This window comes from Mycobacterium sp. Dal123C01 (genome assembly GCF_052566995.1).
On sequence record NZ_CP199580.1, the window covers coordinates 588,079 to 613,434 of the forward strand.

General features: G+C 65.7%; 33 protein-coding genes and 1 riboswitch. Of the genes, 13 read left to right on the plus strand and 20 right to left on the minus strand.

The annotated features are described in order from the left end of the window. Positions 1-61 precede the first annotated feature (61 nt). From ACTXG5_RS02865 to ACTXG5_RS02895, 7 genes are read right to left on the minus strand one after another with little or no spacing between them, the layout of a single operon-like run. Positions 62-880: an enoyl-CoA hydratase-related protein gene (locus ACTXG5_RS02865; RefSeq protein ID WP_445162258.1), complete on the minus strand. Its 819-nt coding sequence runs from the start codon at positions 878-880 to the stop codon at positions 62-64. Continuing rightward, the gene (locus tag ACTXG5_RS02870) at positions 877-1,899 is read right to left on the minus strand and encodes a TIGR03617 family F420-dependent LLM class oxidoreductase (RefSeq protein ID WP_445164239.1); all 1,023 of its coding nucleotides are present in this window, start codon (positions 1,897-1,899) and stop codon (positions 877-879) included. The genes ACTXG5_RS02865 and ACTXG5_RS02870 overlap by 4 nt, the downstream gene beginning before the upstream one ends. Before the next feature lie 50 nt (positions 1,900-1,949). Next, entirely contained in the window at positions 1,950-2,600 is a 651-nt protein-coding gene (locus ACTXG5_RS02875; protein ID WP_445162259.1) for an LON peptidase substrate-binding domain-containing protein, read from the minus strand. Further along, on the minus strand, positions 2,600-3,751 hold the full coding sequence (locus tag ACTXG5_RS02880; protein WP_445162260.1) for a glutamate--cysteine ligase: 1,152 nt from the start codon (positions 3,749-3,751) through the stop codon (positions 2,600-2,602). The genes ACTXG5_RS02875 and ACTXG5_RS02880 overlap by 1 nt, the downstream gene beginning before the upstream one ends. Continuing rightward, positions 3,732-4,445 carry a superoxide dismutase[Cu-Zn] gene (gene sodC, locus ACTXG5_RS02885; RefSeq protein ID WP_445162261.1) on the minus strand — a complete coding sequence of 238 codons (714 nt, stop codon included), beginning with the start codon at positions 4,443-4,445 and terminating at the stop codon, positions 3,732-3,734. The genes ACTXG5_RS02880 and sodC overlap by 20 nt, the downstream gene beginning before the upstream one ends. Before the next feature lie 31 nt (positions 4,446-4,476). Next, complete coding sequence (locus ACTXG5_RS02890) at positions 4,477-4,959, minus strand: LytR C-terminal domain-containing protein (protein ID WP_445162262.1); 483 nt, start codon at positions 4,957-4,959, stop codon at positions 4,477-4,479. 19 nt (positions 4,960-4,978) lie between these two features. Then, positions 4,979-5,287 (minus strand): DUF3263 domain-containing protein, encoded by a 309-nt coding sequence (locus ACTXG5_RS02895; RefSeq protein WP_445162263.1) that lies wholly within the window; start codon positions 5,285-5,287, stop codon positions 4,979-4,981. A 265-nt stretch (positions 5,288-5,552) separates the two neighbouring features. On the opposite strand from ACTXG5_RS02895, the gene ACTXG5_RS02900 reads away from it, so the two are divergent. The 4 genes from ACTXG5_RS02900 to ACTXG5_RS02915 all read left to right on the plus strand — a co-directional run bounded on the left by ACTXG5_RS02900 (position 5,553) and on the right by ACTXG5_RS02915 (position 8,452). Further along, entirely contained in the window at positions 5,553-6,146 is a 594-nt protein-coding gene (locus tag ACTXG5_RS02900; RefSeq protein WP_445162264.1) for a peptide deformylase, read from the plus strand. Beyond that, entirely contained in the window at positions 6,146-6,964 is an 819-nt protein-coding gene (locus ACTXG5_RS02905) for a GNAT family N-acetyltransferase, cg3035/Rv0428c family (RefSeq protein WP_445162265.1), read from the plus strand. The genes ACTXG5_RS02900 and ACTXG5_RS02905 overlap by 1 nt, the downstream gene beginning before the upstream one ends. A gap of 2 nt (positions 6,965-6,966) precedes the next feature. Further along, on the plus strand, positions 6,967-7,842 hold the full coding sequence (locus tag ACTXG5_RS02910; protein ID WP_445162266.1) for an exodeoxyribonuclease III: 876 nt from the start codon (positions 6,967-6,969) through the stop codon (positions 7,840-7,842). A gap of 172 nt (positions 7,843-8,014) precedes the next feature. Then, the gene (locus tag ACTXG5_RS02915; RefSeq protein WP_445162267.1) at positions 8,015-8,452 is read left to right on the plus strand and encodes a hypothetical protein; all 438 of its coding nucleotides are present in this window, start codon (positions 8,015-8,017) and stop codon (positions 8,450-8,452) included. 7 nt (positions 8,453-8,459) lie between these two features. On the opposite strand, the gene ACTXG5_RS02920 is transcribed toward ACTXG5_RS02915, so the two are convergent. Then, on the minus strand, positions 8,460-8,702 hold the full coding sequence (locus tag ACTXG5_RS02920; RefSeq protein WP_445164240.1) for an Rv1535 domain-containing protein: 243 nt from the start codon (positions 8,700-8,702) through the stop codon (positions 8,460-8,462). 63 nt (positions 8,703-8,765) lie between these two features. Here ACTXG5_RS02920 and ACTXG5_RS02925 point away from each other — a divergent pair, with 63 nt between their 5' ends. Continuing rightward, positions 8,766-9,041: a hypothetical protein gene (locus tag ACTXG5_RS02925; RefSeq protein WP_445162268.1), complete on the plus strand. Its 276-nt coding sequence runs from the start codon at positions 8,766-8,768 to the stop codon at positions 9,039-9,041. Here ACTXG5_RS02925 and ACTXG5_RS02930 read toward each other — a convergent pair. Continuing rightward, positions 9,038-9,718, minus strand: coding sequence for a PAS and ANTAR domain-containing protein (locus tag ACTXG5_RS02930; protein ID WP_445162269.1), 681 nt, complete (start codon positions 9,716-9,718; stop codon positions 9,038-9,040). The genes ACTXG5_RS02925 and ACTXG5_RS02930 overlap by 4 nt on opposite strands. Before the next feature lie 174 nt (positions 9,719-9,892). Further along, positions 9,893-10,003: riboswitch (TPP riboswitch) on the plus strand. Here ACTXG5_RS02930 and thiC point away from each other — a divergent pair. From thiC to ACTXG5_RS02945, 3 genes are all read left to right on the plus strand, one after another. After that, on the plus strand, positions 9,996-11,636 hold the full coding sequence (gene thiC / locus ACTXG5_RS02935; protein ID WP_445162270.1) for a phosphomethylpyrimidine synthase ThiC: 1,641 nt from the start codon (positions 9,996-9,998) through the stop codon (positions 11,634-11,636). Its footprint overlaps the riboswitch before it by 8 nt. Then, the gene (thiD, locus tag ACTXG5_RS02940; RefSeq protein WP_445162271.1) at positions 11,633-12,460 is read left to right on the plus strand and encodes a bifunctional hydroxymethylpyrimidine kinase/phosphomethylpyrimidine kinase; all 828 of its coding nucleotides are present in this window, start codon (positions 11,633-11,635) and stop codon (positions 12,458-12,460) included. The genes thiC and thiD overlap by 4 nt, the downstream gene beginning before the upstream one ends. Positions 12,461-12,468: 8 nt before the next feature. Beyond that, positions 12,469-13,101 (plus strand): alpha/beta hydrolase family protein, encoded by a 633-nt coding sequence (locus tag ACTXG5_RS02945; RefSeq protein ID WP_445162272.1) that lies wholly within the window; start codon positions 12,469-12,471, stop codon positions 13,099-13,101. A gap of 3 nt (positions 13,102-13,104) precedes the next feature. Here ACTXG5_RS02945 and ACTXG5_RS02950 read toward each other — a convergent pair whose 3' ends face one another. Then, on the minus strand, positions 13,105-13,383 hold the full coding sequence (locus tag ACTXG5_RS02950; protein ID WP_445162273.1) for a hypothetical protein: 279 nt from the start codon (positions 13,381-13,383) through the stop codon (positions 13,105-13,107). A 58-nt stretch (positions 13,384-13,441) separates the two neighbouring features. Between ACTXG5_RS02950 and ACTXG5_RS02955 the strand changes: the two genes are divergently transcribed. From ACTXG5_RS02955 to ACTXG5_RS02965, 3 genes are all read left to right on the plus strand, one after another. After that, complete coding sequence (locus ACTXG5_RS02955; protein ID WP_445162274.1) at positions 13,442-13,666, plus strand: hypothetical protein; 225 nt, start codon at positions 13,442-13,444, stop codon at positions 13,664-13,666. 63 nt (positions 13,667-13,729) lie between these two features. Then, on the plus strand, positions 13,730-14,167 hold the full coding sequence (locus ACTXG5_RS02960; RefSeq protein WP_445162275.1) for a MarR family winged helix-turn-helix transcriptional regulator: 438 nt from the start codon (positions 13,730-13,732) through the stop codon (positions 14,165-14,167). Between the two features lie 16 nt (positions 14,168-14,183). Further along, entirely contained in the window at positions 14,184-15,056 is an 873-nt protein-coding gene (locus ACTXG5_RS02965) for an LLM class F420-dependent oxidoreductase (protein ID WP_445162276.1), read from the plus strand. An 11-nt stretch (positions 15,057-15,067) separates the two neighbouring features. Here the strand turns inward: ACTXG5_RS02965 and ACTXG5_RS02970 are convergent, their stop codons facing one another. The 6 genes from ACTXG5_RS02970 to ACTXG5_RS02995 form a co-directional block, all read right to left on the minus strand. Next, on the minus strand, positions 15,068-15,490 hold the full coding sequence (locus ACTXG5_RS02970; RefSeq protein WP_445162277.1) for a DUF4190 domain-containing protein: 423 nt from the start codon (positions 15,488-15,490) through the stop codon (positions 15,068-15,070). Between the two features lie 73 nt (positions 15,491-15,563). Then, positions 15,564-17,060 carry a neutral zinc metallopeptidase gene (locus tag ACTXG5_RS02975; RefSeq protein WP_445162278.1) on the minus strand — a complete coding sequence of 499 codons (1,497 nt, stop codon included), beginning with the start codon at positions 17,058-17,060 and terminating at the stop codon, positions 15,564-15,566. 103 nt (positions 17,061-17,163) lie between these two features. Further along, entirely contained in the window at positions 17,164-18,654 is a 1,491-nt protein-coding gene (locus ACTXG5_RS02980; RefSeq protein WP_445162279.1) for a M28 family peptidase, read from the minus strand. Beyond that, positions 18,651-20,147 (minus strand): M28 family metallopeptidase, encoded by a 1,497-nt coding sequence (locus tag ACTXG5_RS02985; protein WP_445162280.1) that lies wholly within the window; start codon positions 20,145-20,147, stop codon positions 18,651-18,653. Before ACTXG5_RS02985 ends, ACTXG5_RS02980 begins: the two co-directional genes overlap by 4 nt. A 59-nt stretch (positions 20,148-20,206) precedes the next feature. Then, a complete protein-coding gene (locus ACTXG5_RS02990) occupies positions 20,207-20,626 on the minus strand; it encodes a DUF2752 domain-containing protein (protein WP_445162281.1) in 420 nt (139 codons plus the stop codon). A 21-nt stretch (positions 20,627-20,647) separates the two neighbouring features. Further along, complete coding sequence (locus ACTXG5_RS02995) at positions 20,648-20,980, minus strand: CD225/dispanin family protein (protein WP_445162282.1); 333 nt, start codon at positions 20,978-20,980, stop codon at positions 20,648-20,650. A gap of 298 nt (positions 20,981-21,278) precedes the next feature. On the opposite strand from ACTXG5_RS02995, the gene ACTXG5_RS03000 reads away from it, so the two are divergent. Then, the gene (locus ACTXG5_RS03000) at positions 21,279-21,800 is read left to right on the plus strand and encodes a serine/threonine protein kinase (protein WP_445162283.1); all 522 of its coding nucleotides are present in this window, start codon (positions 21,279-21,281) and stop codon (positions 21,798-21,800) included. Positions 21,801-22,013: 213 nt separating this feature from the next. Then, positions 22,014-22,532: a serine/threonine protein kinase gene (locus ACTXG5_RS03005; protein ID WP_445162284.1), complete on the plus strand. Its 519-nt coding sequence runs from the start codon at positions 22,014-22,016 to the stop codon at positions 22,530-22,532. A 3-nt stretch (positions 22,533-22,535) separates the two neighbouring features. On the opposite strand, the gene ACTXG5_RS03010 is transcribed toward ACTXG5_RS03005, so the two are convergent. From ACTXG5_RS03010 to thiO, 4 genes are read right to left on the minus strand one after another with little or no spacing between them, the layout of a single operon-like run. Continuing rightward, the gene (locus ACTXG5_RS03010; RefSeq protein WP_445162285.1) at positions 22,536-23,303 is read right to left on the minus strand and encodes an SGNH/GDSL hydrolase family protein; all 768 of its coding nucleotides are present in this window, start codon (positions 23,301-23,303) and stop codon (positions 22,536-22,538) included. Further along, complete coding sequence (locus ACTXG5_RS03015; protein WP_445164241.1) at positions 23,300-24,100, minus strand: thiazole synthase; 801 nt, start codon at positions 24,098-24,100, stop codon at positions 23,300-23,302. The genes ACTXG5_RS03010 and ACTXG5_RS03015 overlap by 4 nt, the downstream gene beginning before the upstream one ends. Before the next feature lie 7 nt (positions 24,101-24,107). Further along, on the minus strand, positions 24,108-24,317 hold the full coding sequence (thiS, locus tag ACTXG5_RS03020; protein ID WP_445162286.1) for a sulfur carrier protein ThiS: 210 nt from the start codon (positions 24,315-24,317) through the stop codon (positions 24,108-24,110). After that, the gene (gene thiO / locus ACTXG5_RS03025) at positions 24,317-25,345 is read right to left on the minus strand and encodes a glycine oxidase ThiO (RefSeq protein WP_445162287.1); all 1,029 of its coding nucleotides are present in this window, start codon (positions 25,343-25,345) and stop codon (positions 24,317-24,319) included. Before thiO ends, thiS begins: the two co-directional genes overlap by 1 nt. Between the last annotated feature and the right edge of the window lie 11 nt (positions 25,346-25,356).

Here is a 25,356-nt window from a genome sequence, read left to right on the forward strand (position 1 = left end):
TTGCAGACAAAGTACGAGTGAGAGCCTGCAGATTTACAGGCTCGACGAAGCTAGTGCGTGCTCACGGCTCCGGCAGTGGCTTCCAGTCACGGGACACCCGCGCACCGAACCGCGCCGGTCGCCTTTCGACGAACGCGGCCACACCCTCACGGGCATCGGCGGTGCCCATCACCCGGTGGTGCAACTGCGTTTCCAGCGAAGCGACCTGCCGCGGGGTGTAGCTGTGGATCGCGCTGTCCCACAACAGCCGCTTACTCAATGCCGCCGACATCGGTGCCACATTCACCGCGATGTCGCGGGCCATCTCCAGCGCGTGGGCGAGCACCTGCCCGGCGGGCAGCGCCCGATTCGCGATGCCGAACTCCACTGCCTCGGGCCCGTCGAATGTACGCCCGGTCAGCAGCACCTCGGCGGCCACGCCAAGACTCGTCAAGTGCGCCACTGTCCAGTGCGACATGCAATCGGGTATCACTCCCCGGCGTACTTGCACCACACCATATTTGGCGTCCTCGGCAACGATGCGAATGTCGGCCTGCAACGCGATGGTCAGCCCGATTCCGATGGCATGCCCGTTGACGGCGGCGATCACCGGTGTGCGCAATTCGAACGCCGCCGGGTCGATCGGCGACGCGGAGAACGAGCCATCGTCGCGCGGGCTCTCGAACGGCGTTGCGCCGCCGGAGAAATCGGCGCCGGCGCAAAAGGCCCGGCCGGCCCCGGTGACCACGATGGCCCGGACATCGTCGTTCTCGTCGCATTCCCGGTATGCCCGGCTCAACAGCGCGCCCATCTCGGCGGTATAGGCGTTGAGGTGATCTGGCCGATTGAGCGTGAGCACCGCCACGCCCGCGTCGACGTCGACCATCACCTCGGTGCTCATCGCCGCGCCGGGCTCCGGTGCAAGGCGCCGATCAAGTCGGCGATGTCCGCACCGGGCGGCGTGTATCCCGGGAAGTAACAACACACCTCGTCGACGTGATCGCCGAACCGTGCGACGAGCTGCTGCGCACATTGCTCGGGAGTTCCCACGATCCCGATCTGGGCCACCATCGGATCGGTGATCAGGGCGCGCATCTCGGCGAAGCGTCCCTGCTTGGACAGCGCGTTGAGTTCGGGCTGGAGATCGGCCCAGCCCTCGACCTCGAGCACCGGCAGGTAGGCCGGTGTCGAGCCGTAGAACGCGATCAACGAAGCGACGCCGTTGACGGCAGCGGCCAGGTCTGCCTCGTTGCTGCCGACCGCCACCATGGCCTGGGCGATCACCTGAAAATCGTTGACCGTGCGCTGCGAGCGGCGTAGCCCCTCGTTGATCGCCGGGATGGTGCGTTCGGCGAAGTGCCGCGCGCTGTTGAACGGCATGACCAACAGGCCGTCGGCGACTTGCGCTGCGGTGCGCGTCATGATCGGGCCCAGCGCCCCCATCAATACCGGAGGCGGCCCGAACGGGTTGGGGCCCGGGTTGAAATTGGGTGCCATCAGGGTGTGCGTGAAGAACTCACCGCGAAAATTCAGGCGGGACTGGCCTTCCCAGGCGGCAAATATCGCCTTGATCGCCGCGATTGTTTCGGCCATCCGCGCCGCCGGCCGATCCCACGTGCTGCCGTAGCGCTTTTCGATGTGAACTTTGATCTGCGAACCCAGACCGAGCCGGAATCTGCCGCCGCTTAAGAGCTGCATATCGTAGGCGGCGTGGGCCAGGTGCAACGGACTGCGCGGCGCGGCAATCGCGACGTTCGTCATCAGGTCCAGGCTGGTCTCTTTGGCGGCGAAGATCAGCGGAAAGAACACATCGTGCTGTCCCTCGAAGGTGAACAGGCCATCGGCACCTGTCTCGGCGATCTCGGCAGCACTTGCCGACGCCCCAGTCGGCGAGCCGTTGACTTGCAGATGTACTTTCACCTCAACCGTCCAGTCGCGCAATCAGATTCCCTATAGGAAAGCACAGCCGGTTACTCCGACAACTGGAACTCCACCATCTCGGCAATCGCGTCCACCGCCTCACCCACTGCGGCGAGCCGTTCGGCTGCCGAGGGCGCCGACAGCACGGCGTAGCGATCGGCCGCGCCGATCGGGATCCGCGACGCCAATTCGAACAGGCGCTGTCCCGCGTCGGCTTCGCCCGAACCCAGCAGCACGTCGCGGTCCGGCAGCGCGGCGCCGCGAGCTTCCGCGATCCGCTCGAACAAATCCATCATCCGGTCTTCGACATCGACAAGCTGGGAGACGGTCACCGCGTCGCCGGGCGCGTCGGGCTCGTCGGGCCACAGCCGCACGAAAGCCCGCGGGTAGGGATCGTCGGTCAGCCACTCGCACACCCGAATCCGCTCACCGGTCCGGCAGCGCAGCGAGTATCGGTCCGCGCCCTGATCGACGCATTCGGTGATCCTGCACAGGACGCCGACATCGCATCGTGAATCGCCGCCACCGACCTCGCGGCCGCGGGCGATCAGCACCACACCGAAGGGTTCACCGGCCTCGACGCAGTGCCGCACCAGCGCGACGTAGCGAGGCTCGAAAATCCGCAACGGCAGATCCTGGTTCGGCAGAAACGCCGCCTCCAGCGGGAACATCGCCAGCTCGATGGGCTCCAGGTCGGTCATCAGATGTCCAGTTCGCCCACCAACGCATCGACAACCGCGCGCAGATCGCCATCGTGCTCTTCGGCCACCCGCCGCTGCCGCTGATAAGAGGCACCGTGGCGGCACATGTCCTCCACCACGGCCAGTTCGTCGGCGCAGTGCAGCAACTTGGCGATCGGCTCCAGCCGGTTCAGCACATCGACGAGATCGTCGGTAACCAGCCGTTCGTTGCTGTCCGCGTCCAGGATGATCACCGCATCGAGGCCGTAACGGGCGGCGCGCCACTTGTTTTCCTGGTTATGCCACGGCGGCATGGTCGGCAACGACTCGTCCGCCTCCAGCCTGCGATCCAGATCGACGACCAGACAGTGCGTCAACGCGACGAGCGCACCCAGCTCACGCAGGTTGGAGACCCCGTCACAGATCCGTACCTCGAGAGTGCCCAGACGCGGTGAAGGCCTGATGTCCCAACGGACTTCGTCGACATGGTCGATGATTCCGGTCTTCTTCTGGTCGTAGACGAAGCCTTCGAACTCCGCCCAGGTCTGGAACTGGAACGGCAACCCGGCGGTGGGTAACTGCTGAAACATCATCGCCCGGTTGCTGGCGTATCCGGTATCCACACCCGTCCACCATGGCGACGATGCCGAGAGTGCCAACAGATGCGGGTAGTACTTCAGCAGTGACGTCATGATCGGCATCACCTTGTGCGCCGACGAGATACCGACGTGCACATGCACACCCCAGATCAGCATCTGCCGACCCCACCATTGGGTGCGCTTGATCAGCTCGGCGTAGCGGGGTGCGTCGGTGAGCTGCTGGGTGGACCACTGTGCGAACGGGTGGGCCCCGGCACAGAACAGTTCCATGCCGCGATCCCGGACGACGCGCCGAGCGGGGCCCAGGGTCTGGCGCAGATCCTCCATCGCCTGACCCGTGTCGTCACAGATGCCGCTGACCACCTCGACCGTATTGCGCAGCAATTCCTTGTGCACGCGCGGGTTTTCGCCGATCTCGGCGATGACCGCGGTGGCTTCGTTGCTCAGGTCACGGGTCTGCGCATCGACCAGAGCGAACTCCCACTCCACACCGAGGGTTGGCCGCGGCGAGCGGGCGAAACCGATGTGAGCATCGCCTCTTTTGGAGGCCCTGCTAGCCGGCACCAATGACACCGCACGCCACCCGCTTGCCGGCGTCCCCGGTGCTCATCGTCATCGAGTCTGGACCCGGTGCGCCGTTGGTCTGGCTGTAGCGCTCCGGAGGAATGTTGGCGAAGTTGTCGGCCCCGGCGTGGATGATGATCGCGGTCTTCTCACCCGTCAACAGGTCGTCCATCGCGAAGGCGTCTGTGGTGGTCACCAACGTCCCCACACCGTCCCGGCGAACCTCCAGCGAGGTGAGGTCCCCGCTGGCGGGCTCGTTCGAGTGGCCAGGCGCTTGGAAGTGGCCGCCGGCGGAGAGAAAGTCGCCGGGTGCGCCGCCGGTGGGGCCAACCGAATTGGCCTCGCACTTGCCCGCTTTGTGGATGTGCACGCCGTGGAAGCCGGGGGCGATCAGCCCGGAGCCGGTCGTCGCGATCGTGATGGTGGCATAGCCGTTGCTGAAGTCGAACCTCGCCGTCGCGACCTGTGTGCCATCGGGCGCGCGCAGGTGGGTGGTGATGCTCGGCCGCCCGGCGCCCTCACCTTCAGCCCCCGCGGTCCCTGAGGGCGCGGGTGAGCCCGTCCAGACGGCCGGTACGGTACCCGGGACCGACGACGCGTGCTGGGGCGAGGAGCACGCACTGAGCAACACGACCGAAGTGGCTGCGGACAATGCGGAGACGGTGGCGGCAACGGCATTGTGGTGACCGGCAAACTTTGGCATAGCGAGAGCCTAACCGGCTCAGGACTCAGAGTCAGCCCGTCACCAAGACGATGACGCCGGGTGGCTGGCCGCTGAGTGCGGGGGTGCGCGGTTCGACGGGCACGCCCAAGTTCTTGCCCACGGCGTCCGCGGTGGCGTGCTCACCGTCGGCGTCGGTGAAGTACACGGTCGTGGTCGGCACATCGGGCAGCGTCAGGTTCCCGACGTCGATGACCTTGAAGCCGGCGGCTTTGAGTTGGTCTGCGGCATGCCCGGCGATGCCTTCCTTGCCGGAGATGTTGAACACGTGGACGTCGGCCTCGTTCGCCGCGGGCTTCGCGCTTGTCGACGTCGACGCGGCAGGGCTGGCGGAGCTGGTCGCACTCGAGGCCGCCGAGGCCGAGTCGTCGTCGGACTTCCCGGAGGAACTCAGGGCCTGCCACCCGAGCAGCAGGAAAATGACGCCGAGGAACAACAGCACCATCACCATGGCCCGCAGTGGGAGCCCCGTGGAGTCGGGCACGCGCTCTTTCATCGAGCCCTACTGTAGCGAGTCAGGTCACCTCGAAGCCGAGGCGCCGCGCGGCGCGGGCCTTCTGACGGCTGGCACGCAGCCGCCGCAACCGCTTCACCAGCATCGGATCGGCGGCCAGAGCTTCGGGCCGATCCACGAGGGCGTTGAGCACTTGGTAGTAGCGCGTCGCCGACATCGAGAACAGCTCTTTGATCGCGTCCTCCTTGACACCGGCGAATTTCCACCACTGCCGTTCGAAAGCCAAGATGTCGTGCTCGCGGCGGGTCAGCCCATCGGCGATTCCAGAATCGTCCCCCGATGGATTTGCCCGCGCCATGGCGCTGTCCATATTGCTTCCCCTGGACCCTTCCGCCGAATTCCCGGTTGCTCGAATGACTTGACTTACATAGGGGCATGTTTCGGCGAATATTGAACCACGCCGCGAACCCTCAAGCCGTCATGTAGACCCGCGCGTCGGCCGATTGCTTTGATTGCCTGCTTCGCGGCCCCGCCCACCGAGTGGCGCGCATCGTCACCGGGCTTGAGCTGATTGCCCGCCATCTCAGCCCGCCGCTGTGCGGCGCGCATCGTCACCGGGCTTAAGCTAGCCGACCATGGCAGTCGTTCCCATTCGCATCGTGGGCGATCCGGTGTTGCACACGCCGACAACACCTGTGCACGTCGGCGCCGACGGTTCGTTACCCGCAGACCTCGCCGGATTGATCGCCGACTTGTACGACACCATGGACGCCGCCCACGGCGTCGGGCTGGCCGCCAATCAGATCGGACACAGCCTTCGGTTGTTCGTCTACGACTGTGCTGAGGATCGCGGAATCCCCGAGCGCCGCCGCGGTGTGATCATCAATCCGATCCTGGAAACCTCCGAGATACCCGAGACCATGCCGGACCCGGGCGACGACGACGAAGGCTGCTTATCGGTTCCCGGCGAGTCCTTCCCCACCGGGCGTGCGAAATGGGCGCGGGTAACCGGCCTCGACGCCGACGCCAAACCGGTCACCATCGAAGGCACCGGACTGTTCGCCCGGATGCTGCAACACGAAACCGGGCACCTGGACGGATTCCTCTACCTGGACCGCCTCATCGGCCGGCACGCCCGCGCCGCAAAACGAGCCGTCAAATCCCAGGGCTGGGGCGTACCCGGGCTGACGTGGACGCCGGGCGACGGACCGGATCCGTTCGGTCACTGATGGTCTCGTGGCCGGACCTCGGCACCCGGGTGACGGTTCGCTACCGGCGCCCCGCCGGATCGGTCCCGCCGCTGACCGATGCGGTAGGACACCTGTTGGCGGTGGATCCGGTGGTGCGGGTGCAGACCAAGACGGGCGCGGTCGTCGAATGCGCGGCCGCCGATGTGGTCGCGCTGCGAGTGCTGACCGACGCGCCGGTTCGCACCTCAGCGATCCGCGCGCTGGAGCATGCCGCCGCGGCGACTTGGGCCGACGTTGAACACGCCTGGCTGGACGGCTGGCTCCTGCGGGCCGGACACGGGACCGGATTCGCCGCCAATTCGGCAGTGCCACTGGATATTTCCGCTCGGCTGAGCTCGGTCCCCGCGATCGTCGCCTGGTACAACCGTCGCGGGCTGGCCCCGCGACTGGCCGTCCCGGACCGCTTGTTGACGCTGCCGCCCGCCCTGGTGAGCGAATACGCCGAGCGCGTGTCGGTGCGCGACGTTAGCGACAGCCACGCTGGCGTGTCGCTCGGTAACGACGGCCACGCCGGCGTCACCCTCGGGGAGTTCGCCCGCGCGGCGGTGACCGATGCGCCCGACGGCACCCGCTGGGTGGGCCTGTCCGAGGTCCGCGCGGCCGACGACTACGGCGCCGCAAGCCGGGAGTGCGAGGAGCTGCTGGCCTGGGGTGCACGCCGTGGCGCCACCCGCGGCTACCTGGAAGTCGCCGAGCTCGACACCGTCACCGCCCGCCTCGCCGAGTCTCTGGGTTTCCGACTCCACCACGGCCGCCGCTACTTCGAAGCCCCATCGGGTGGCTGGGATACCGTCTAGCCATGCCCGACGGCCCAGTCGATGCCGACGACCCGCTGCGCCCGGCTTCGCCGCCCTTGCGATCGCCACGCCTACGGCTGGCGACCTGGAACGTCAACTCGATTCGCAGTCGCCTGGATCGTGTTGTCGACTGGCTCGCCCGCGCCGACGTCGACGTGCTGGCCATGCAAGAGACCAAGTGCACCGACAGCCAGTTCCCCACTCTGCCGTTCCTCGAACTCGGCTACGAGGTCGCACACGTCGGTTTCAATCAGTGGAACGGCGTGGCAATCGCCTCTCGCGTGGGCCTGGACAATGTGCAGATCGGATTCGAAGGCCAACCGAGCTGGAGCAGCAAGCCGGAGGTGGCCGCCACCGCGGAAGCCCGCGCCCTGGGCGCCACCTGCGGCGGTATCCGGGTGTGGAGTCTGTACGTGCCCAACGGCCGCGCCCTGGCCGATCCGCATTACACCTACAAGCTGGAATGGCTTGCTGCCCTGCGCGATACGGCGGCCGGCTGGTTACACGACGATCCCAGCGCGCCGATCGCATTGGTCGGTGATTGGAACATCGCCCCGACTGACGAAGACGTGTGGAGCATGGAATTCTTCGCCGGCGCCACGCATGTTTCCGAACCCGAACGCCACGCGTTCAATGCCATTGTCGACGCGCAATTCACGGACATAGTAAGGCCTTTCACCCCGGGCCCCGGTGTCTACACCTACTGGGATTACACCCAGCTACGGTTCCCCAAGAAGCAAGGCATGCGCATCGACTTCATCCTCGCCTCACCGGCGTTGGCCGGCCGGGTGGCCGATGCGCAGATCATCCGCGACGAACGCAAAGGCAAGTCGCCCAGCGATCACGCGCCGGTATTAGTCGACTTTAAGGCTGGGTAAATCACGGAAATTGCAGACGACTTCGCGTTGTCTGCGCGTTTCCGACGTGGCAGCATTTCCCGGTGTTAGGTGCGTGAACAATTCTCGTGGCCGCTGTTAACTTCCCATTCGGCGGGTATACATGTTGCTACGCGGTTTGCAACCAGAGCGACCGAGGAACCAGGGAGTGATCATGGGTGTCGTCGGAGGCGCAGTCCGTAACGCGGGGAAGACGGTCAATCGCGCGGCGGATGCCACCACCGCCGCCGCCGGCGCTGTCGGGGGTGCGGCAGTCAACGGAATCGTCGGTGCGGTAACCGGTGCCGCGGACGGCATCAAGCGCGGAATCAACTCGGGCAGTCATTCGACACCGGCGGCCGCACTCGCCATTGGTGCGCTTGGTGTGGCCGGGCTGATCGAGTGGCCGCTGCTGTTGGCCGTCGGCGGCGGTGCGTTGGTGCTGCACCGACTGAACGGGAAATCCGGGCCGCCGGCGAAAGCCAATCTCAAGCCGGTACCCACCCCGTCGACGCCACAAAAAGCCGCGCCGCAAAAGTCCGCCGCCAAATCGCCCGCCAAGAAGACGGCGGGACGCCGGGCGGGCGCCGCCGGGTTGCGCAGCACCAACTGACGCCGACTTACGCCGACGCGCGCTGCGGCCGTCCTGAACCGTGTGCAGACGGGTCAGGGCAGAGTGCCCCCCTCGACCCCGGAGCTATCCGGGCCGAAAACCGCGGCGGCCTGCGAAGCCTCCGATCGTGCTCCACAATCTCCACGATCCCGACGCGCCACAGAAGCGCATAGAGTTCGAGCAACGGCACGCGCAACACCGAAGCAACGGACGAAAATATCGGATCGGCCAGGGAGTCGGTCGTCGACATATGTCCGACGGTGACCGGGTCACCCGGCGGGATGGGAAACCCTTCGTTACTGAAAGGCAAATGATGGCGGAAAAGAAAACTCACCGAGCAACGTCTCAGCGCGATGCGGTGGAGAAAGTTCGCGAAGGCGAAACCTTCGTCGTGAAGCTGCCACTCGTCGGTCAGATGGAGATTCCGCGGCCCGAACAGCTGGCCTACTACGGCGGTCTGGCGGCCCTGGCGGCCCTGGAGCTCATCGACTGGCCCGTCGCTCTTGTCATCGCGACCGGACACCTGCTGGCCAGCAATCACCACAACCGGCTCCTCGAAGACCTCGGCGAGGCGATGGAAGAGGTCTAGCAGCCGGTTTCGGGGGGAATCCGCTCGTGGACCGTCAGCAACAGACGGTCGAATTGGCTCCGGACGCCAGCTGACATGGGTGGCATGCTGCTGACCTCGTGAATCAGTCGCTTGGCCAACGTGCGTAACTTGACGTTGGTTTCTTGCGAACGCCACTGCAACACCCGGAACGCCTGCTCGGGGCTGACCCGGTAGACGGCCATCATTACGCCCTTGGCCTGCTCGATAGCCGCGCGGTTCTCGAACAGATCGGGCAGTGCTTCGTCGAGCACTTCTTGACGGCTCTCATAACGGGCTTCGTCGAAAGTGCTGGTGAGGTCGATGTAGTAGCCCGCGGTCCCCGTCACCGCACCCGACTCGTCCACGATGCAATCGGCCACGACGATCGCATCGTGCACACCGCCGTCCGTGTCGACAAACCGGTGACGACTGGAGAAAGACTCCCCGGAATGCAATGCCTGCTGGAGCAGGTCCCGGACGTGTTCCCGGTCGTCGGGATGCTTGTGGGACAACATCAGTTCCGTCGTCGGTGCCACCGCCCCGGGCTCGTAACCGTGCATCCGCGCAACCTCGTCGGACCACTCCCACCGCTCACCGTCGAACCAGAACCGGAAGCTGCCGACGTCCAGATGCGAGACAGCGGTGTCCCCGGTCGCGCTGGTCGAGGGCTGCTGCACCTCGCGATCATCCCACCCCGACGAAATCACCGGAAAGCAATCCGCTCATTGGGAGCCGTTTCAGCGGCAAGACCTGGTCAATGTTTCCGCAATCTGGACCACTTCCCCGGCGGGGAGGCGCGGATGGGCCGGGGTGGGGGTAACGTCGCGTGCGGGCCATCTGGCCCCACCAAAGTAAATACCCGCGGGAGCGCACGCCGAGTGTGCTGAGAGGACGGCTTGGGGCCGTCGACCGTACGAACCTGACCGGGTAATGCCGGCGTAGGGAGATGAGAAAATGACCGTAACCGTCGAACCATCGGTGACAACCGGACCCATCTGGGGCAGCAGCAAGGCTTACCGCGAAATAGAGGGCCCAGACGGAGGCACACTCCGGGTGCCGCTGCGACGGGTGAACCTGTCCAACGGAGACCACTTCGATCTCTACGACACCTCGGGTCCCTACACCGACCCGGACGTCGCGATCGACCTGGCGGCCGGGTTGCCGGCGCGGCCCGGGGTGGTCCGCGACCGCGGCACCCAGCTACAGCGCGCCCGCGCTGGGGAGATCACCGCCGAGATGGCCTACATCGCCGCCCGCGAAGGCATGCCCGCCGAGCTGGTGCGCGACGAGGTTGCCCGCGGACGTGCGGTAATCCCGGCCAACCACAACCACCCCGAGATCGAGCCGATGATCATCGGCAAGGCGTTCGCGACCAAGGTCAACGCGAACATCGGCAACTCGGCGGTGACGTCGTCGATCGCCGAGGAGGTCGACAAGATGGTCTGGGCCACCCGCTGGGGCGCCGACACCATCATGGACCTGTCCACCGGCAAGAACATCCACGAAACCCGTGAGTGGATCATGCGCAACTCGCCGGTGCCGGTCGGCACCGTGCCGATCTACCAGGCGCTGGAAAAGGTCAACGGTGATCCAACCGAGCTGACCTGGGAGCTCTACCGCGACACCGTGATCGAGCAGTGCGAGCAGGGCGTGGACTACATGACCGTGCATGCCGGGGTGCTGCTGCGCTATGTGCCGCTGACGGCCAAGCGGGTCACCGGAATCGTGTCCCGCGGCGGCTCCATCATGGCGGCCTGGTGCCTGGCCCACCATCGGGAGTCATTCCTGTACACCAACTTTGAAGAACTCTCCGACATTCTTGCCCGCTACGACGTCACCTACTCCCTCGGTGACGGCCTGCGGCCAGGCTCCATCGCCGACGCCAACGACGCCGCCCAGTTCGCCGAGCTACGCACCCTGGGCGAGCTGACCAAGATCGCGAAAGCCCATGGGGTGCAGGTGATGATCGAGGGCCCGGGGCACGTCCCGATGCACAAGATCGTCGAGAACGTGCGGCTGGAAGAGGAGCTCTGCGAGGAGGCCCCGTTCTACACGCTGGGCCCGCTGGCCACCGATATCGCGCCGGCCTACGACCACATCACGTCGGCGATCGGCGCGGCCATCATTGCCCAGGCAGGCACCGCGATGCTGTGCTACGTCACCCCCAAGGAACACCTGGGGTTGCCGGACCGCAATGACGTCAAGGTCGGGGTGATCTCCTACAAGATCGCCGCGCACGCAGGCGATCTGGCGAAGGGGCACCCCCACGCCCAGGACCGCGACAACGCGCTGAGCACGGCGCGCTTCGAGTTCCGCTGGAACGACCAGTTCGCGCTGTCACTGGATCCCGACACCGCCCGGGAATACCACGACGAGACGCTGCCCGCCGAACCGGCCAAAACGGCGCACTTCTGCTCGATGTGTGGGCCGAAGTTCTGCTCGATGCGCATTACGCAGGATGTCCGCGACTATGCCGCCAAGCACGGCCTGGAGACCGAAGAGGACATCGAGGCCATGTTCGCCACCGGGATGGCGGAGAAGTCGGCCGAATTCGCCGACCACGGCAACCGGGTGTATCTGCCGATCACGCAGTGAAATACCTGCCGCTGCCCGCGCCGGGCACGACGCCGCGCCGGGTGCTGTCCATCGCCGGATCGGACTCCGGGGGCGGCGCGGGCATCGAGGCCGATATGCGCACCATCGCGATGCTGGGCGAGCACGCGTGCATCGCGGTTACCGCCGTTACTGTGCAGAACACATTGGGAGTCAAGAGCTTTCACGAGATTCCCGTCGACGTCGTCGCTGGCCAGATCGAAGCGGTGGTCACCGACATCGGCATCCAGGCAGCCAAGACCGGGATGTTGGCGTCGGCGCGCATCATCGACACCGTGGCCACCACCTGGCGCCGGCTCGGATTGACGGTTCCACTCGTCGTCGACCCGGTGGCGGCATCCATGCACGGCGATGCGCTCATGGCGCCGTCGGCCCTGGATTCGCTTCGTGGCCAACTGTTCCCGTTGGCCACGCTGGTCACGCCGAACCTCGACGAGGTGCGCCTGTTGGTCGGTATCGATGTGGTGGATGCCGAGTCGCAGCGCGCGGCGGCGAAGGCACTCCACGCGCTGGGTCCGCAGTGGGTGCTGGTCAAGGGCGGTCACCTGCGGTCGTCGCAACGCAGCTGCGACCTGCTCTACGGTGGCACCGATTTCCACGAGTTCGATGCGCAACGGATCGCGACCGGCAACGACCACGGCGGTGGCGACACGCTGGCCGCCGCGGTCGCCTGCGCGCTGGCCCACGGGTTCACCGTGCCTGACGCCGTCGAGTTCGGGAAGCAATGGGTCACCGAATGTCTGCGCGCCGCCTACCCACTCGGCCACGGCCATGGCCCGGTCTCGCCGCTGTTTCGGCTGACATGATTGCCCGCTTGAATCTCGACCAGATCGCGGGCATCGCGCACGAACCCGTGGGTGACCACAAGCGCGGCCCGAAAGGGACAGTGGTGCTCACCCACGGCGCCGGAGGCAACCGGGAATCCGAGCTGCTGCAACGGGTTTGCGACGAATGGGCCCGGCGCGGCTGGCTGGCGATACGGTACAACCTGCCCTACCGCCGGCGCCGGCCGACCGGTCCGCCGTCCGGCTCGGCAGCAACCGACCGGGCCGGGATCGATGAGGCAATCACCTTGTGCCGCACGGTTACCGACGGCCCGCTGATCGCGGGCGGACATTCCTACGGAGGCCGGCAGACATCGATGGTGGTCGCCGAGGCAAACCCGGCGCAGGTCGACGTCTTGACGCTGTTCTCCTACCCGGTCCATCCGCCGGGGAAGCCGGAACGCCCCCGCACCGAACATCTGCCCGATATCACCGTGCCTACCGTATTTACCCACGGAACATCGGACCCCTTCGGCACGCCGGCCGAGGTGCGCGACGCCGCGGCGCTGATCGCCGCACCGATCGAAGTTGTCGAAATCACCGGCGCCCGACACGACTTGCGCTCAAAGACCCTCGACGTGCCCGCACTCGCGGTCGACGCGGCGCTACGGCTGTTGCGCTGACAATTACTGCCCCGCCGCTGTGCACGTGCTGGGAAGCAGCAGAATCGCGGGCCACAGCGCCGCCGCTTCGCCGGTAGCAGCGACGTCCGCGCCCGCGGGCACCACGTTTGTCCATTGGGTTTGTAGCGCTTGGACAGTGTCGGGGTGGATGACGGCCCAGAAAAATCCGACCATGAGGTAGGGCACCGCGATCCACATTGCGAACTCGATGAGCGCTTGCACCGACACCGGATGCGCGAGCCCGCGCCGAATTCCGGCAAATGACGACGCCAAACCGTGCATGCCCTCACCATAATTTAAGGCACCGGCGGCCTCGCGATATTTGGAAGGAGTGAGGTGGTTGATCACCAAGCTGCGGCAGTTGCTGAACTACGAGATGACGGTGGCCGAGTGGATCACGTGCGCGGTCCTGCTGGGCATTCCGTACTCCATCGTCGGGCTGATCTGGTCATCGACACACACCGACCATCTTCGCGGTATGCAGGGTGCGGACCTGGTGGTGTCGTTTCTCGGCTCGATCGTCTCCTGGCCGGTGCTGCTGTTCTCCAACGTCTGCATGACATGACGCCCATCCCAATTTAGCCAGTCCAGACTGGACAGTTTGAACTGTCTAGTGTAAAGTGGTGGCATGGATGGCATCGGCGAGTCCGCTGCAACCGCAGCCCGCGATATTCGAGTGGTGTTCAGCCGACTACGACGTCGGTTGCGAGATGTCGAGGTCCGCAATGATCTGACCCCGTCACAGACAGCGGTGCTCACCCGGCTCTGGAAAGAGGGGCCATCGTCGGCCAGCGAGTTGGCCGGCGCGGAACGGGTACGTCCCCAGTCGATGGCAACCATACTGGCCGCCCTGGGCCAACGCGGACTCATCGAGCGCACACCCGACCCCGAAGATGGTCGGCGCCAAGTGGTCTCGTTGACCGAGGCCGGCCGTCAGCGCGCCGAGAGCGATCGCCAAGTGCGGGAGGAGTGGCTGGCCCGCGCCTTGCAGGAGCGTTACTCCGAAGCCGAGCGGCGCATCATGCTCGAGGCGCTATCACTGCTCGAACGATTGACCGAATCATGAAAGGGCACTGGTTGCAATGGAATTAGGCGTGCACTTTATCGACTTTGTGCCAGGCGACTCCGCGAAGCTGGGTCCGACGTTGGCCGACGCGGCTAAAACCGCCGAGCAAGGCGGCGCGACGCTTTTTACCCTGGCCGATCATTTCCTCCAGATGGAAAGAGTCGGCCGCGCACACGATCCGTTCCTCGAGGGCTACACATCCTTGGGTTTCCTGGCCGGGCAGACTACGACGATCGACCTCAGCTTGCTGGTCACCGGGGTCACCTATCGCTATCCGGGAGTGCTGGCCAAAGCCGTCACCACGCTCGACGTACTGTCGCAGGGTCGCTCGATGCTGGGATTGGGCGCGGCCTGGTACGACCGCGAGCATGCAGCCCTCGGCATCGACTACCCGCCGTTGCGCGACCGCTTCGAGATGGTCGAGGAGACGCTGCAGATCTGTCAGCAGATGTGGAGCGACAACGACGGGCCGTACACCGGCAAGCACTACCAGTTGGCCGAGACAATCTGTGAGCCGCAACCGATTCGGCGGCCCCCGGTTCTGATCGGTGGCGACGGTGAGAAGAAGACACTCCGGCTGGTCGCACAGTACGCCGACATCTGGAACAGCACAGTGCTGGAGGTCGACGGGCTCAAACACAAGATCGACGTGCTCAACCGGCACTGCGACACGGTGGGCCGCGACCCCGGCGAAATCCGCAAGACGGTCGGCCTTTTGGTGGTCGACCCGTTCGAGGACATCGACGGGTACTTGAAAACCGCAGAACGCTACGCCGAGCTGGGAATCGAGATGATCAACGCCGGGCCGGTCCCCGGCAACCCCGACCCGGTGGGCTTCATCCGCCGTCTCGGCGACGAACTGATTCCCCGACTCGCTGAGATCGGCTGAGCCCCAAGCACTTAGGCAGCGATGCCGGGGATCACCTGTGGTGCAACGGCGTCCATGGTGAGGACCACGGCGGGCGCGCCCGAGTAGTGGTGGTGTTCTTCAAAACCCCCGCTGACCAGCGAGAGAATCCCGCCAATGACGCCGAAGACGATCAGGACCGCACCGATAGCTATTCCGGCAATGGCCAACCCGCGGCCGCCCTGACCGGTTTCCTTGATCTTGTTCAGTGCGAGAACGCCGAAGATGATGCCCAAGATGGGGCCTACGCCGCAGAGCCACCCCAACAACGAGCAGACCAGCGACGCGATGGCCATGCCGTTGGTGCCGACGGCTTGCGGGTAGGCGGCGCCCGGTGGAGGCGGATAACCCTGCCCCGGCGGGGGATACCCGGAGTCGCCCGGAGGCGGAGGATAGTTGGGCGGTTCTTCCGTCACGAACGCCTCCTGAGATCGAGTGGCCCATACTCTACGCTGCGCGTGCTGCCTTGTCGCGCAGGATTTTTCTCCCTCAGCCGGGATAGCGGGAGTAGCACGCGTCCATGTTCCCGGCCACGCCGCCACGGAATGCCGCTATGCGCGTGAAGCCGGCCGGCACGCTGGTCCCGTCCGCGTCACTGGCAACCATGTGGTTGGTGAGCAACCCGGCGACGGCTTCATCGAGATCGCCGGCGGTCAACAACAGCTCCTTGTGGGAGGGCGTGTCGATCGGTTCGGCCATCTTGCGGTGCACCACACCGGTCAGGCACGCGGTCCGCAGCGCGGTCCAGGGGCTCTGCATCGGCAGACCGCGTTCGTGCTGCACCGCAAGCGCGTATCTCGACATCACCATCGACAGGGCGGTGTCGTCGCCTTGCGGCAAGGTGTGTTCCCTCTCGGCAGAGACCTTCGCGACCGCCGCCAGCCCGGACAAGTCGACCATGATGGTGTTGGTGGCTGGGCAGTAGGACGCCGGCGGACTGGGTTTCGCGTCCGGGCAACCGTCCGTCTTGAAGGACAAGGTGGGCGGATTGCTGGGCGAGAACACCTTTCCCAACAACTCCATCAGCGTCGACAAGGTGTCTTCATTGATCGGGACCTCACCGGTCTCCGGGTCCCCGTTGGGATCGGTCTGCAACCCCTTGGGCAGGTCACCGCGGCGCCCCGCGATTTCCTGCTGGTTGATCCCGGCGCAGGCCGACGCGCCACTGATGAAGCCCATCTGGAAGGCACTGACGCGATCCAGCGCCGACCCATGCTCGTCGTCGTTGTCGGTGTCGGAATCCATCACCGGGTCACGGGTGGTGATGATCCCCGCCAGCACGTGGTCGAGCCCGTCGGCGGTGCTCAGCGTGAAGCGCGCGGACTTGCCGGCGGCAACCCAATACAGGTAGACGCCCGCGAAGCAGTCGGCCTGCTGCTCCCGAACGATGGTGAGGTCCTTTTTTGTGACCAGTTTCGCCATCTGCTGCAGGGCGTGCCCGAACTCGTGTGCCAGCACGCCGGTGACGGACATGTCACCGAAATAGCGTTGCGCGACAGGCATGAACACCCCGCGATCCCAGGCGATCAAGTTGCAGCGTGAGGTGAAAAAGGCGTTGACGAGCTTGTACGTTTCGTTGTGGCAAACGATGGGACTGCTCGGATCGTTGGAGTCGTACGAGACCAGTTTGGCGACCGGGAGAAACGTTCCTTTCAGCGACTGGCTGTACGTCGATTTCCAGTAGTCCTCGATATCGGTAACCGACAGCAACGACAACTTGTCGATCGCCCCGTTGTCGGTGTTGACCACCGTGCCGCTCGAACCCGGCCCGTTCGCGCGAGGCCCGCTGGGACCATTGGTAGCGGGCAGATCACCCACACGGAATGGGTCGTTGAGCATCGACAAGGACCGCCCCTCGACGACGGTGGTACACCCCGCAACCACGAGCACTGCCCCTGCGCAGGCAATTGCCGCTCTCAGCGAACCGATCACGGTGCGCCTGCGACCACCGTGGCCCCGACGTCGATTTTGCCCACGGCTCATCATGACCAACCTCATCCCGACCGGCTGCACGGCAGCAGCAAAGGGTTCTCATTCTAGATCCGCCCGTCGACGGGCGTAGCAAAAGCGAGAGACCCAGCAAACACAGCTAGGGTACCCTGGTCCGGTGCCGTTTGTCGTGGGGCGGGACGCCGTTGACACCGCCGACCGACTCGGCGTAGCTGCCCACCGCGAAGGCCACGCCAGAACCCATGACGGCCAATGCTTCCCGGTTGATGTTCTCGATCGTGTCCCGGGGACCCTGGAAGTTGGGATCGAACCCGACACCGACCTGACCGCCCCATAGGCGTGCTTGCACAGTAGTTTTCAGCTGCGATGCGCCGGTGCTCATGCCGCCGATCGGCACCCCCGCGACCATGAACGGGTGATAGTCGGTCCGGGTGCCCAACGGCATATCGGCGGGCCGCTTCCCGGCCAAATTCAGATAGCCGGACAGCGTGCGCTCGATGCCGGCCGACCCTTCGGGCACGTCGCTGAACGCGATCCCCTGTCCGGGCGGACCGGACTGATCGCCGTCATCGGTGAAGAAGCCGGCGTTGGGCGAACCGAGCAGGTTGAAGTTCAGGTACATCGCGATGTCGCTGAGTTGCTCGTCATCCAGGCCGAACACGTAATCCATGACGCCGTCGAGCCCGCCCTCGTCGGCTCCCCAGAACACGAAGCGCACCGCGTTGTTCACCGGTGCCAATGGGCCCAACTGCAGCGCGGTCTCCAGCACCGCGGCCACCCCGGACCCGTTGTCGTTGATGCCCGGACCGCCGCGCGGGCCGTCGAGATGCGCACCGACCATGATCACGTCTTTTGTCGAGCCGGTCTTGGTCTGCGCCAGCACGTTTCGGGACGTGATCTTGATGTTCTCGGCATCCAGCACCAGGCGTACCGGCGCGGTGGTGCTGGCCAGCGCGCTGCCACCGTGGCTACCCACCACGGCGACCGGCATGGTCAGTTGCTTGAAGTAGCCGGGGTTGAACAACCTGGGCGGGGCACCCTGGCCGTTGGGCGCGCTGACCACGATCAGTGCCGCCGCTCCCTTGGCCTTCGCGCTGTTCTGCTTGTCGACCACCGAGCATCCAGCGTCGTCGACAACGGCGATCGCACCCGCGGGCAGGGCGGGCGGGTAATCGCTCACCGCGCAGCCCGACGGTTTGGTGGGCCGCACCGGTTGGCCGGTGACGCCGCCGGGCGGAGTCCGGACCAGCAGCGAGGCCTGGTCGATCGGATAGTTACTGCCGGCAACCGTCAGCGACGGCTTGCCCGGTGATATCGCGTACAGCCGGTCGAACTGTGGCGTTTCCACCTCGAATCCCTTGCTGCGCAATGCTTTCACGACGTATTCGACGCTGGCGTCGTAGCCCGGCGTCCCCTCTGCCCGGTTCCCCTTGTTGGCGTTGGCGATATCCTGCAGCGCGCGCAGGTGGACGAACATCCCGTCCGCGGTGACCTTCGCGGCCAGGCCACGACCCAGATCGGGTGCTGCGGCGGGCGCAGCCGGCCGCGGTGCGGCGCAGCCCGCCAGCAGGCCGGTCGTCAGCAACGCCGCGCCCAGCCGGCGCAGCCTGGCCTCACGAGCACACGTCATGGCTTTGCGAGCACGTGGCGCGTGCGGTCCCCCGTGATCGGAACGCCGTTTCGTCCGCTGAGGTCCTGTGCGTACAGAGCCACCGCGTAGGCGACGCCGGCGCCGTTGATCCCCAGCGAGGTGCGGTCGATGTGGTCGAGGGTGTCGTTTTTTTGGTGATAGTTGGGATCGAACGGCTCGTCTGCCGTCCCGCCCCACAGCTTTGCTTGGTCGCCGGATTTTTTGGCCTCCGCACCGGAGAAGAGGCCGCCCGCTGGGATACCGGCCAGGGTGAAACCGTCGTAGTCGGAGCGACCGTCGAACGAGGTGTCCTGCGCGGTCTTGCCCGCCGACTTCAGGTACGCGACCAGCGTGCGTTCGATGCCGGCCGAGCCTTCCGGTACCACTGGTTGGCCGCGGGTGTCCTTCGGCAGGGATTGGTCTCCGTCATAGGTGAAGTAGCCGGGGTTCGGCGAGGCGAGCATGTCGAAATTCAGGTACAGCGCAATGTTTTTGAGGTCGTCGAGATTCAGCGATTCGACGTAGTTGCGCGATCCGATCAGTCCGAGTTCCTCAGCACCCCAGAAACCGACGCGCACCGCGTTATGCACTTGCGGCGAATTCCCCAGCTGCACTGCGGTTTCCAAGACCGCAGCCACACCAGAGCCGTTGTCGTTGATACCCGGGCCCTCGGGCACGCTGTCCAGATGCGCGCCCGCCATCACCACATCGGTGGGCGAACCCGTCTTGGTCTGCGCGATGACGTTGCGGGCTTTGAAACTCTTGCTGCTGGCGTTCAGCTTGATCGTGGTCGGCCCAGGCTGGGCGCGCAGCTGCATTCCGGCGGACTTGGTCACGCCCACGGCCGGAATCTTCACCACAGTGTCTGCCCCCAGCGTGCCGCCCATCTGCTCCTCGTCGACGTTGTCGGTGACGATCATCGCCGCGGCCCCGCGCTGCGCCGCGGCATCCTCCTTCTTCGCGAACGGGCAGGTGCCGCGCTCCAGCAGTACGATCGCACCGCGCACCGGAAGGTTGTCGTAGTCCGACGGCGCACAGCCCAGGCCGTTGCCCGTCGACACCGCCAGCAACGGCCCGCTCACCCCGTCGGGCCCGGTGCCGAGGCTGTACTCGAGCGCGTGCGCCTCGACGGTCTTGCCGCCAACCGTGACCGCCGGCTTCTCGGCGTGAAAAACGCGCGCCGAGAACTCGGGGGTTTGCACATCAAACCCATTGTTGCGCAATGTATTCACCACATAGTCGACGCTGGCTTCATACCCGGGTGTGCCGACCGCGCGGGTGCCGTTATTGGCGTTGGCGATGTCTTGCAGTTTTGTCAGGTGCGCCATCATCGCGTCGGCCGTGACCTTGTTGTGCACTGCCGTGGCGAACTCGGCGGCGGCGGGGTCGCTCGCCTGCCCGGAGTTAGCCGAGCGATGGAAGCAGCCGGTCAAAACCGCGGCGAGGGCGACCGTGGCGAGCATTGCCGGCAGCGTCCGTGATTTGTTCACCATCGCGCCCAAGGTTAGACGCCCGTGGGCGGTCACCGCACTCGGCTCACCGCGGCATCACATCAGACATGCAGCCCGCTGAATGGGGCAAACGGAATGTTGCGCACCACAAACCAAATCACCACCAACGACAGCGCCACCATCGCCGACCAGCGCTGGTGTTGCCAGCCCCGGATCCGTCGGCCCGTCATGCGACCGTAGGTCCAGACCAGGTAGGTCCACACCAATAGCACGACCGCCACCAGACCCAGCGCGTTGAACCTGGCGGCGGCCATCAGATTGCCGTGCAAGAGCGAATACAGCATGCGCAGGCTGCCGCATCCGGGACAGTCGATACCCAGCAGCGCCTTGGTGGGACATACCGGCAGGGGGCCACCCTGGGTGGTCGGATCACCCACCCAGGTGGCAGCACACACAAATGCCGCGGACGCGGCGACCATCAGTGGGGCGCCGAGCCCAAGCGCAATATGCCCCTGGCGCATACCCGCGAGCGTAACCCGCGTTTAGCGCAGCCCCACAAGCATCGCCGCGGGGGTATCCGGCGTGCTCAGGGCCGCCGCAATCGCGATGATCGCGTAGATGATGACGATGACAACCCAGGCGACGACCGACCAGATCACCCACTTACGGGCGCTGGCGGCGGCTGCCGTCGCGTCGGCGTGCAGGCCCTGCGTCCACAGTCCATTGACCGAGGCGGCCTTCACGATCGCGACGATCCCGGTGATGGGGAAGCAGAACAACGTTGCCAGAATGGCCCACACCAAGTAGTTGTTCGGCGCTTGCCCAGCGGGCGGCTGCTGCGGCGGATAGCCCGGGGGTGGCGGTTGTGCGGTCATGGTTCTCCAGTCACGAGAAGTTAGCTGGCGTGAAGCGGTGCTTACCCTACCCGAGCGAAGTCGTGACGGCACTAGGTACGCGAAAAACAGTTGCGCCAGGTCCTCGACCTCGGCGGCACCGCAGCCGCCCGCCACCCAGCCATCTCGTATGAATAGCGGATCCACTAGCCAAATACATTGGCTAGCCATCGCTTTCAACGCCATCGGGAATTGCCGAAGCCGTACGCGAATGATGCCCCGAAAGACAATGTCCAGTGGAATCTATTACGTAGCCACGACAGAGACCTACAGTCGGTGCATGGGGTATCTCGCCAACGCGCTGCGTGCCGTGATGGCTGGGGCGCTTGTGGGCGGTTTCGCGTTTGCGGGCGCCGCGACGGCGACCGCAGACCCCAATACCGGTACCGCCGCGGATATCAACACGTTGGCCAGTGCGCTCTCGAAGGGCTACGGCCTCAATAACTGCACCGCCCAGGCGGTTCCCAATGGCGCGCTGGCCTACTTGCAGTGCGGACAGAGTCCCGACCCCAGCGGGCCGATAGTGGGCAAATACTTCCTGTTCAGCAATGGCAACGATCTGGCCAGCTCGTTCAAGGCCGTCATCGGGGGCGACACCCTGAGCAGCTGTGGGGATGCTTCCTCACCTACGCCATGGCATCAAGGCAGCTCCGCCACCAACGCGGGATCGGTAGCGTGTGGGACTTTTCAGAACCATGCCGAGATCATTTGGACCAATGACGCCAAAGACATGCTCGGCCTGATCCGTGCGTCCAGCGGCGACGTCTCGTCGCTCTACCAATGGTGGCGAAACAATGGCTGACCTTTACAGTTGAGCCGCAACGGATTCCACCTCCGCACAGCCGGCCCGCCCTTCAGCCGGCGGAAGTTGCTCAAGGTTCGGGAAACATGCAGGTGGAAATGGTATTCGGCGGAATGGGTTGCATAGCTGAGGTTTATCCCTACGATCATTCTCGCGGCGAAAAAAGTCGTCAGAGCAAACTTCCGGCGGTTAGACAAATTTCAGGAGTCGAGGATGCCTTACCCGACCAAAGCGCTGCGGGCCGCGACGGCCGCAGCCTTCACAGCGACCTTTTTCTGTGTTGGTACTGCCACCGCGACCGCGGGCCCCATCGACACGCTCACCAGCGCACTGTCGAAGGGCTACACCAGCAGCAACTGCTCGACCCAGCAGGTGTCCGACGTACAGGGCTCCTTTGGCGCCCCTGTGGTAGCAGTGCTGCAGTGCGGGCAGAACACCGACTCCGCCGGTCCGATGGGCGGTAAATATTTCCTGTTTGGCAGCAGCGCCGACACGGCCAGCTCGTTCACCAAGCTCATCAGTGGCGATACCCTCACCAACTGCGGAGACGCCAAGTCGCCGACCACGTGGCACCAGGGCAACTCCGACTCGGCCGGACAAGTGGCGTGCGGGACGGATTCGGGTCAGGCCGAGGTCCTCTGGACCGTCGACTCCAAGAACGTGCTGGCCTTCGTCCGCGCGTCCAACGGCGACACGGCGGCCCTGTACAAGTGGTGGCAGGCCAACGGCTGAGCTTTACAGCTGGGCCACAACAACTTCCGCCACCGCGCGCATCCCGGTGCTGTTCGGGTGCAACGGTGCGGGCCGATGCGGTAGCGGGACAATGTATTTCGCCGGCACGGTCGTCCAGGGTTCAGCAGACCATGCGTGATGTTGACGGCTGGCCGCAGCGGCGCTGACGACCTCACAACCGGTTGCCGAGGCCGCGTCAGCCGTGAGTTGTTCCAGGGCGGCCGCCACATGGCGGCCCAGGTCGGCATCTGCTTGCGACAGCGGTGGTGCGGACACTCCGGCGGGCGGCAGCATCGTCAGGTAGTCGACGAAGAAAACTCGTGCCTGCGGCGCGCGTTCGCGCACCAATTTTCCGACCGCGCACAAGGAATCGAACGCTTCGGCCAGGGCCCGATCACGCGCGTCCCGGTCCAGCAGTTGGGCTATCCGCGTGCCCAGCAGCGGCAGCCGCCGGGCCGGCCGCGGCAGCGCCGCGGCCATCAGCAGCGGAACGTAGCCGACGTCGTTGCCGCCGATGGTGACGGTGACCAACGCCTCCGAGCCGTCCAGTGCGCTGATCTGGGGCGGCGCGGAATGCTGCTCCTCGGTGAGGATGTGGGCGGTGGTCGCGCCGGAGAAGGTGACGTCAACCAAGTCGAGGTCCATCCGTGCGGCGACCAGATGCGGGTAGTTGCGGGCTGATCGGCCCGACCATCGGGGCGCGCCCTGGGCGCGCGGCAAGATGCCCGGACCGGCAGCCATCGAACTACCCAGCGCGACATAGCGTTTCATGGTTGCGGACTGGATGCCTGCGCCCAGAAGCGTTTCGGGATCCGCCCGGCACGTCGCGCCAGATAGCCGGCGGTTACCGCGGCCGCCATCGCGGCGGCCATGGCGGGCGGATCGGTGGCCCGGGTCACCGCGGAGGCCAACAGCACGGCGTCACAACCCAACTCCATCGCCAGCGCGGCGTCGCTCGCGGTGCCGATACCCGCGTCGAGAACCACCGGAATACCGGCCCGGGCAACGATCATCTCGATGTTGTGTGGGTTGGTGATGCCGAGGCCGGTTCCGATCGGCGAACCCAACGGCATCACCGCCGCGCAGCCGGTGTCCTCCAGCCGGCGGGCCAGCGCCGGGTCGTCGTTGGTGTATGGCAGCACAACGAATCCGTCGTCGACCAATTGCTCTGCCGCCCGGACTAATTCGATCCCATCGGGCAATAGTGTTCGATCGTCGGCGATCACTTCGAGTTTGACCCAGTTAGTGTTGAGCGCCTCGCGGGCGAGCTGGGCGGTGAGCACCGCTTCGGCCGCGCTGCGGCACCCCGCGGTATTGGGCAGCGGTGTGATGCCGAGCCGGTTGAGCAGGTCCAGCAATCCGGTGCCGCCCTCGGCGTCGACCCGGCGCATCGCGACCGTGGTCAGCTCGGTACCCGAGGCGATCAGCGCCTCCTCCAGCACCGCCTGGCTCGTCGCTCCCCCGGTCCCCATGATCAGCCGCGAAGCAAAGCTGCGGTCCGCGATCGTTAACTTGGTTTCCGTCCCCTGACGATGCGGGCCAGCCTGGCCCGCTGAGGAGGGGGACAAATCAGACCTAGCCACCCTGCACCGCCGTCATTACGTCGAGCCGCACCGGCTCACCGGGAAGCTCCGAAACTCTTGTCGTCCACGACGATCGGGGCAGCACCGAGAGGTCCAAGGCCACCGCGATACCCCGTTCCGGAAAGCCCAGCGACTCCAGCAACCCGGCCACTGTAGTTTGGCCGTCGACCTCGACCGCCTTTTTGTTGACTAGCACGATCATCAGTGGGCTCCAACCGGAACGAGTTCGGACACAATCTGTTCGGCGGTCCACGGCGCCAGCAGAAAACCTGACCGGCCGTGCCCGGCGGCGACCAGAGTGCGTTCGTCCAGGCGTTGCACGAGAGGCAGATTATCCGCCGTCATCGGGCGCAGCCCGGCGGCGCACTCGGCCAGTTCGTACTCGCCCAATGCCGGCAACACCGCACACGCGTCGTCCAGCAGGTCACGTACTCCGGACACGACCGGCGCCGTGTCGCGGCCGTGCTCATACTGCGTCGCGCCAACGACCACTCCGTCGACACGCGGCACCATGTACACCTGGCGCCCGTGCACACGAGCACGAATCACCCTGCCCAGCAACGGCATACATCCCTTGCGCCAGCGCAGGCGCAGCACCTCGCCTTTCACCGGGCGCACCGGTAGCCCGGGCCATAGCGCCGGTGCGTCAATCCCGTTGGCGATCACCACCGCGTCACCCTCGACCCGCGACAGGTCATGCGCCGGCGGTGCCCACTGCACTCCGAGACGTTCGCAGTCCGCCGACAGCGCCTCGAGGACCGCGCGGTTGTCCACAGCCAATTCTGTGGGCGCTCGAAAGCCATGTCGGATGCCTTGCGCCAGAAGGGGTTCGACGTCACGCGCCGCCGACTCCCAGATCACCGGATGTCCCTGGGCAGCTAGCCAGTCGGCAACGGTGCGCAGGTCGGCGACATCGGCGCCGTCGACGGCCACCACCAGCGACTCGCGGGCGGTGATCACCTCGGGCGGCAGTCCGTCCAGGTAGCCGCCCTCATGCCACAGCCGCAGCGACTCCAGGCCCAGCCGCAACAATCGTTCTTCGCCGGGCCAGCCTTCGCTGTGCGGGGCCAGCATGCCGCCGGCGACCCAGGATGCGCCTTGCTCGCCGGTGCGGTGCACCCGCACCGACCATCCGGCCTGCGCTGCCCGGCGCGCCACCGACAGCCCGATGACGCCGCCGCCGATGACGGCCAAATACCCCGTCGGTGGACCCAATCCATTCGCTGGCATCCTTGGCCTCC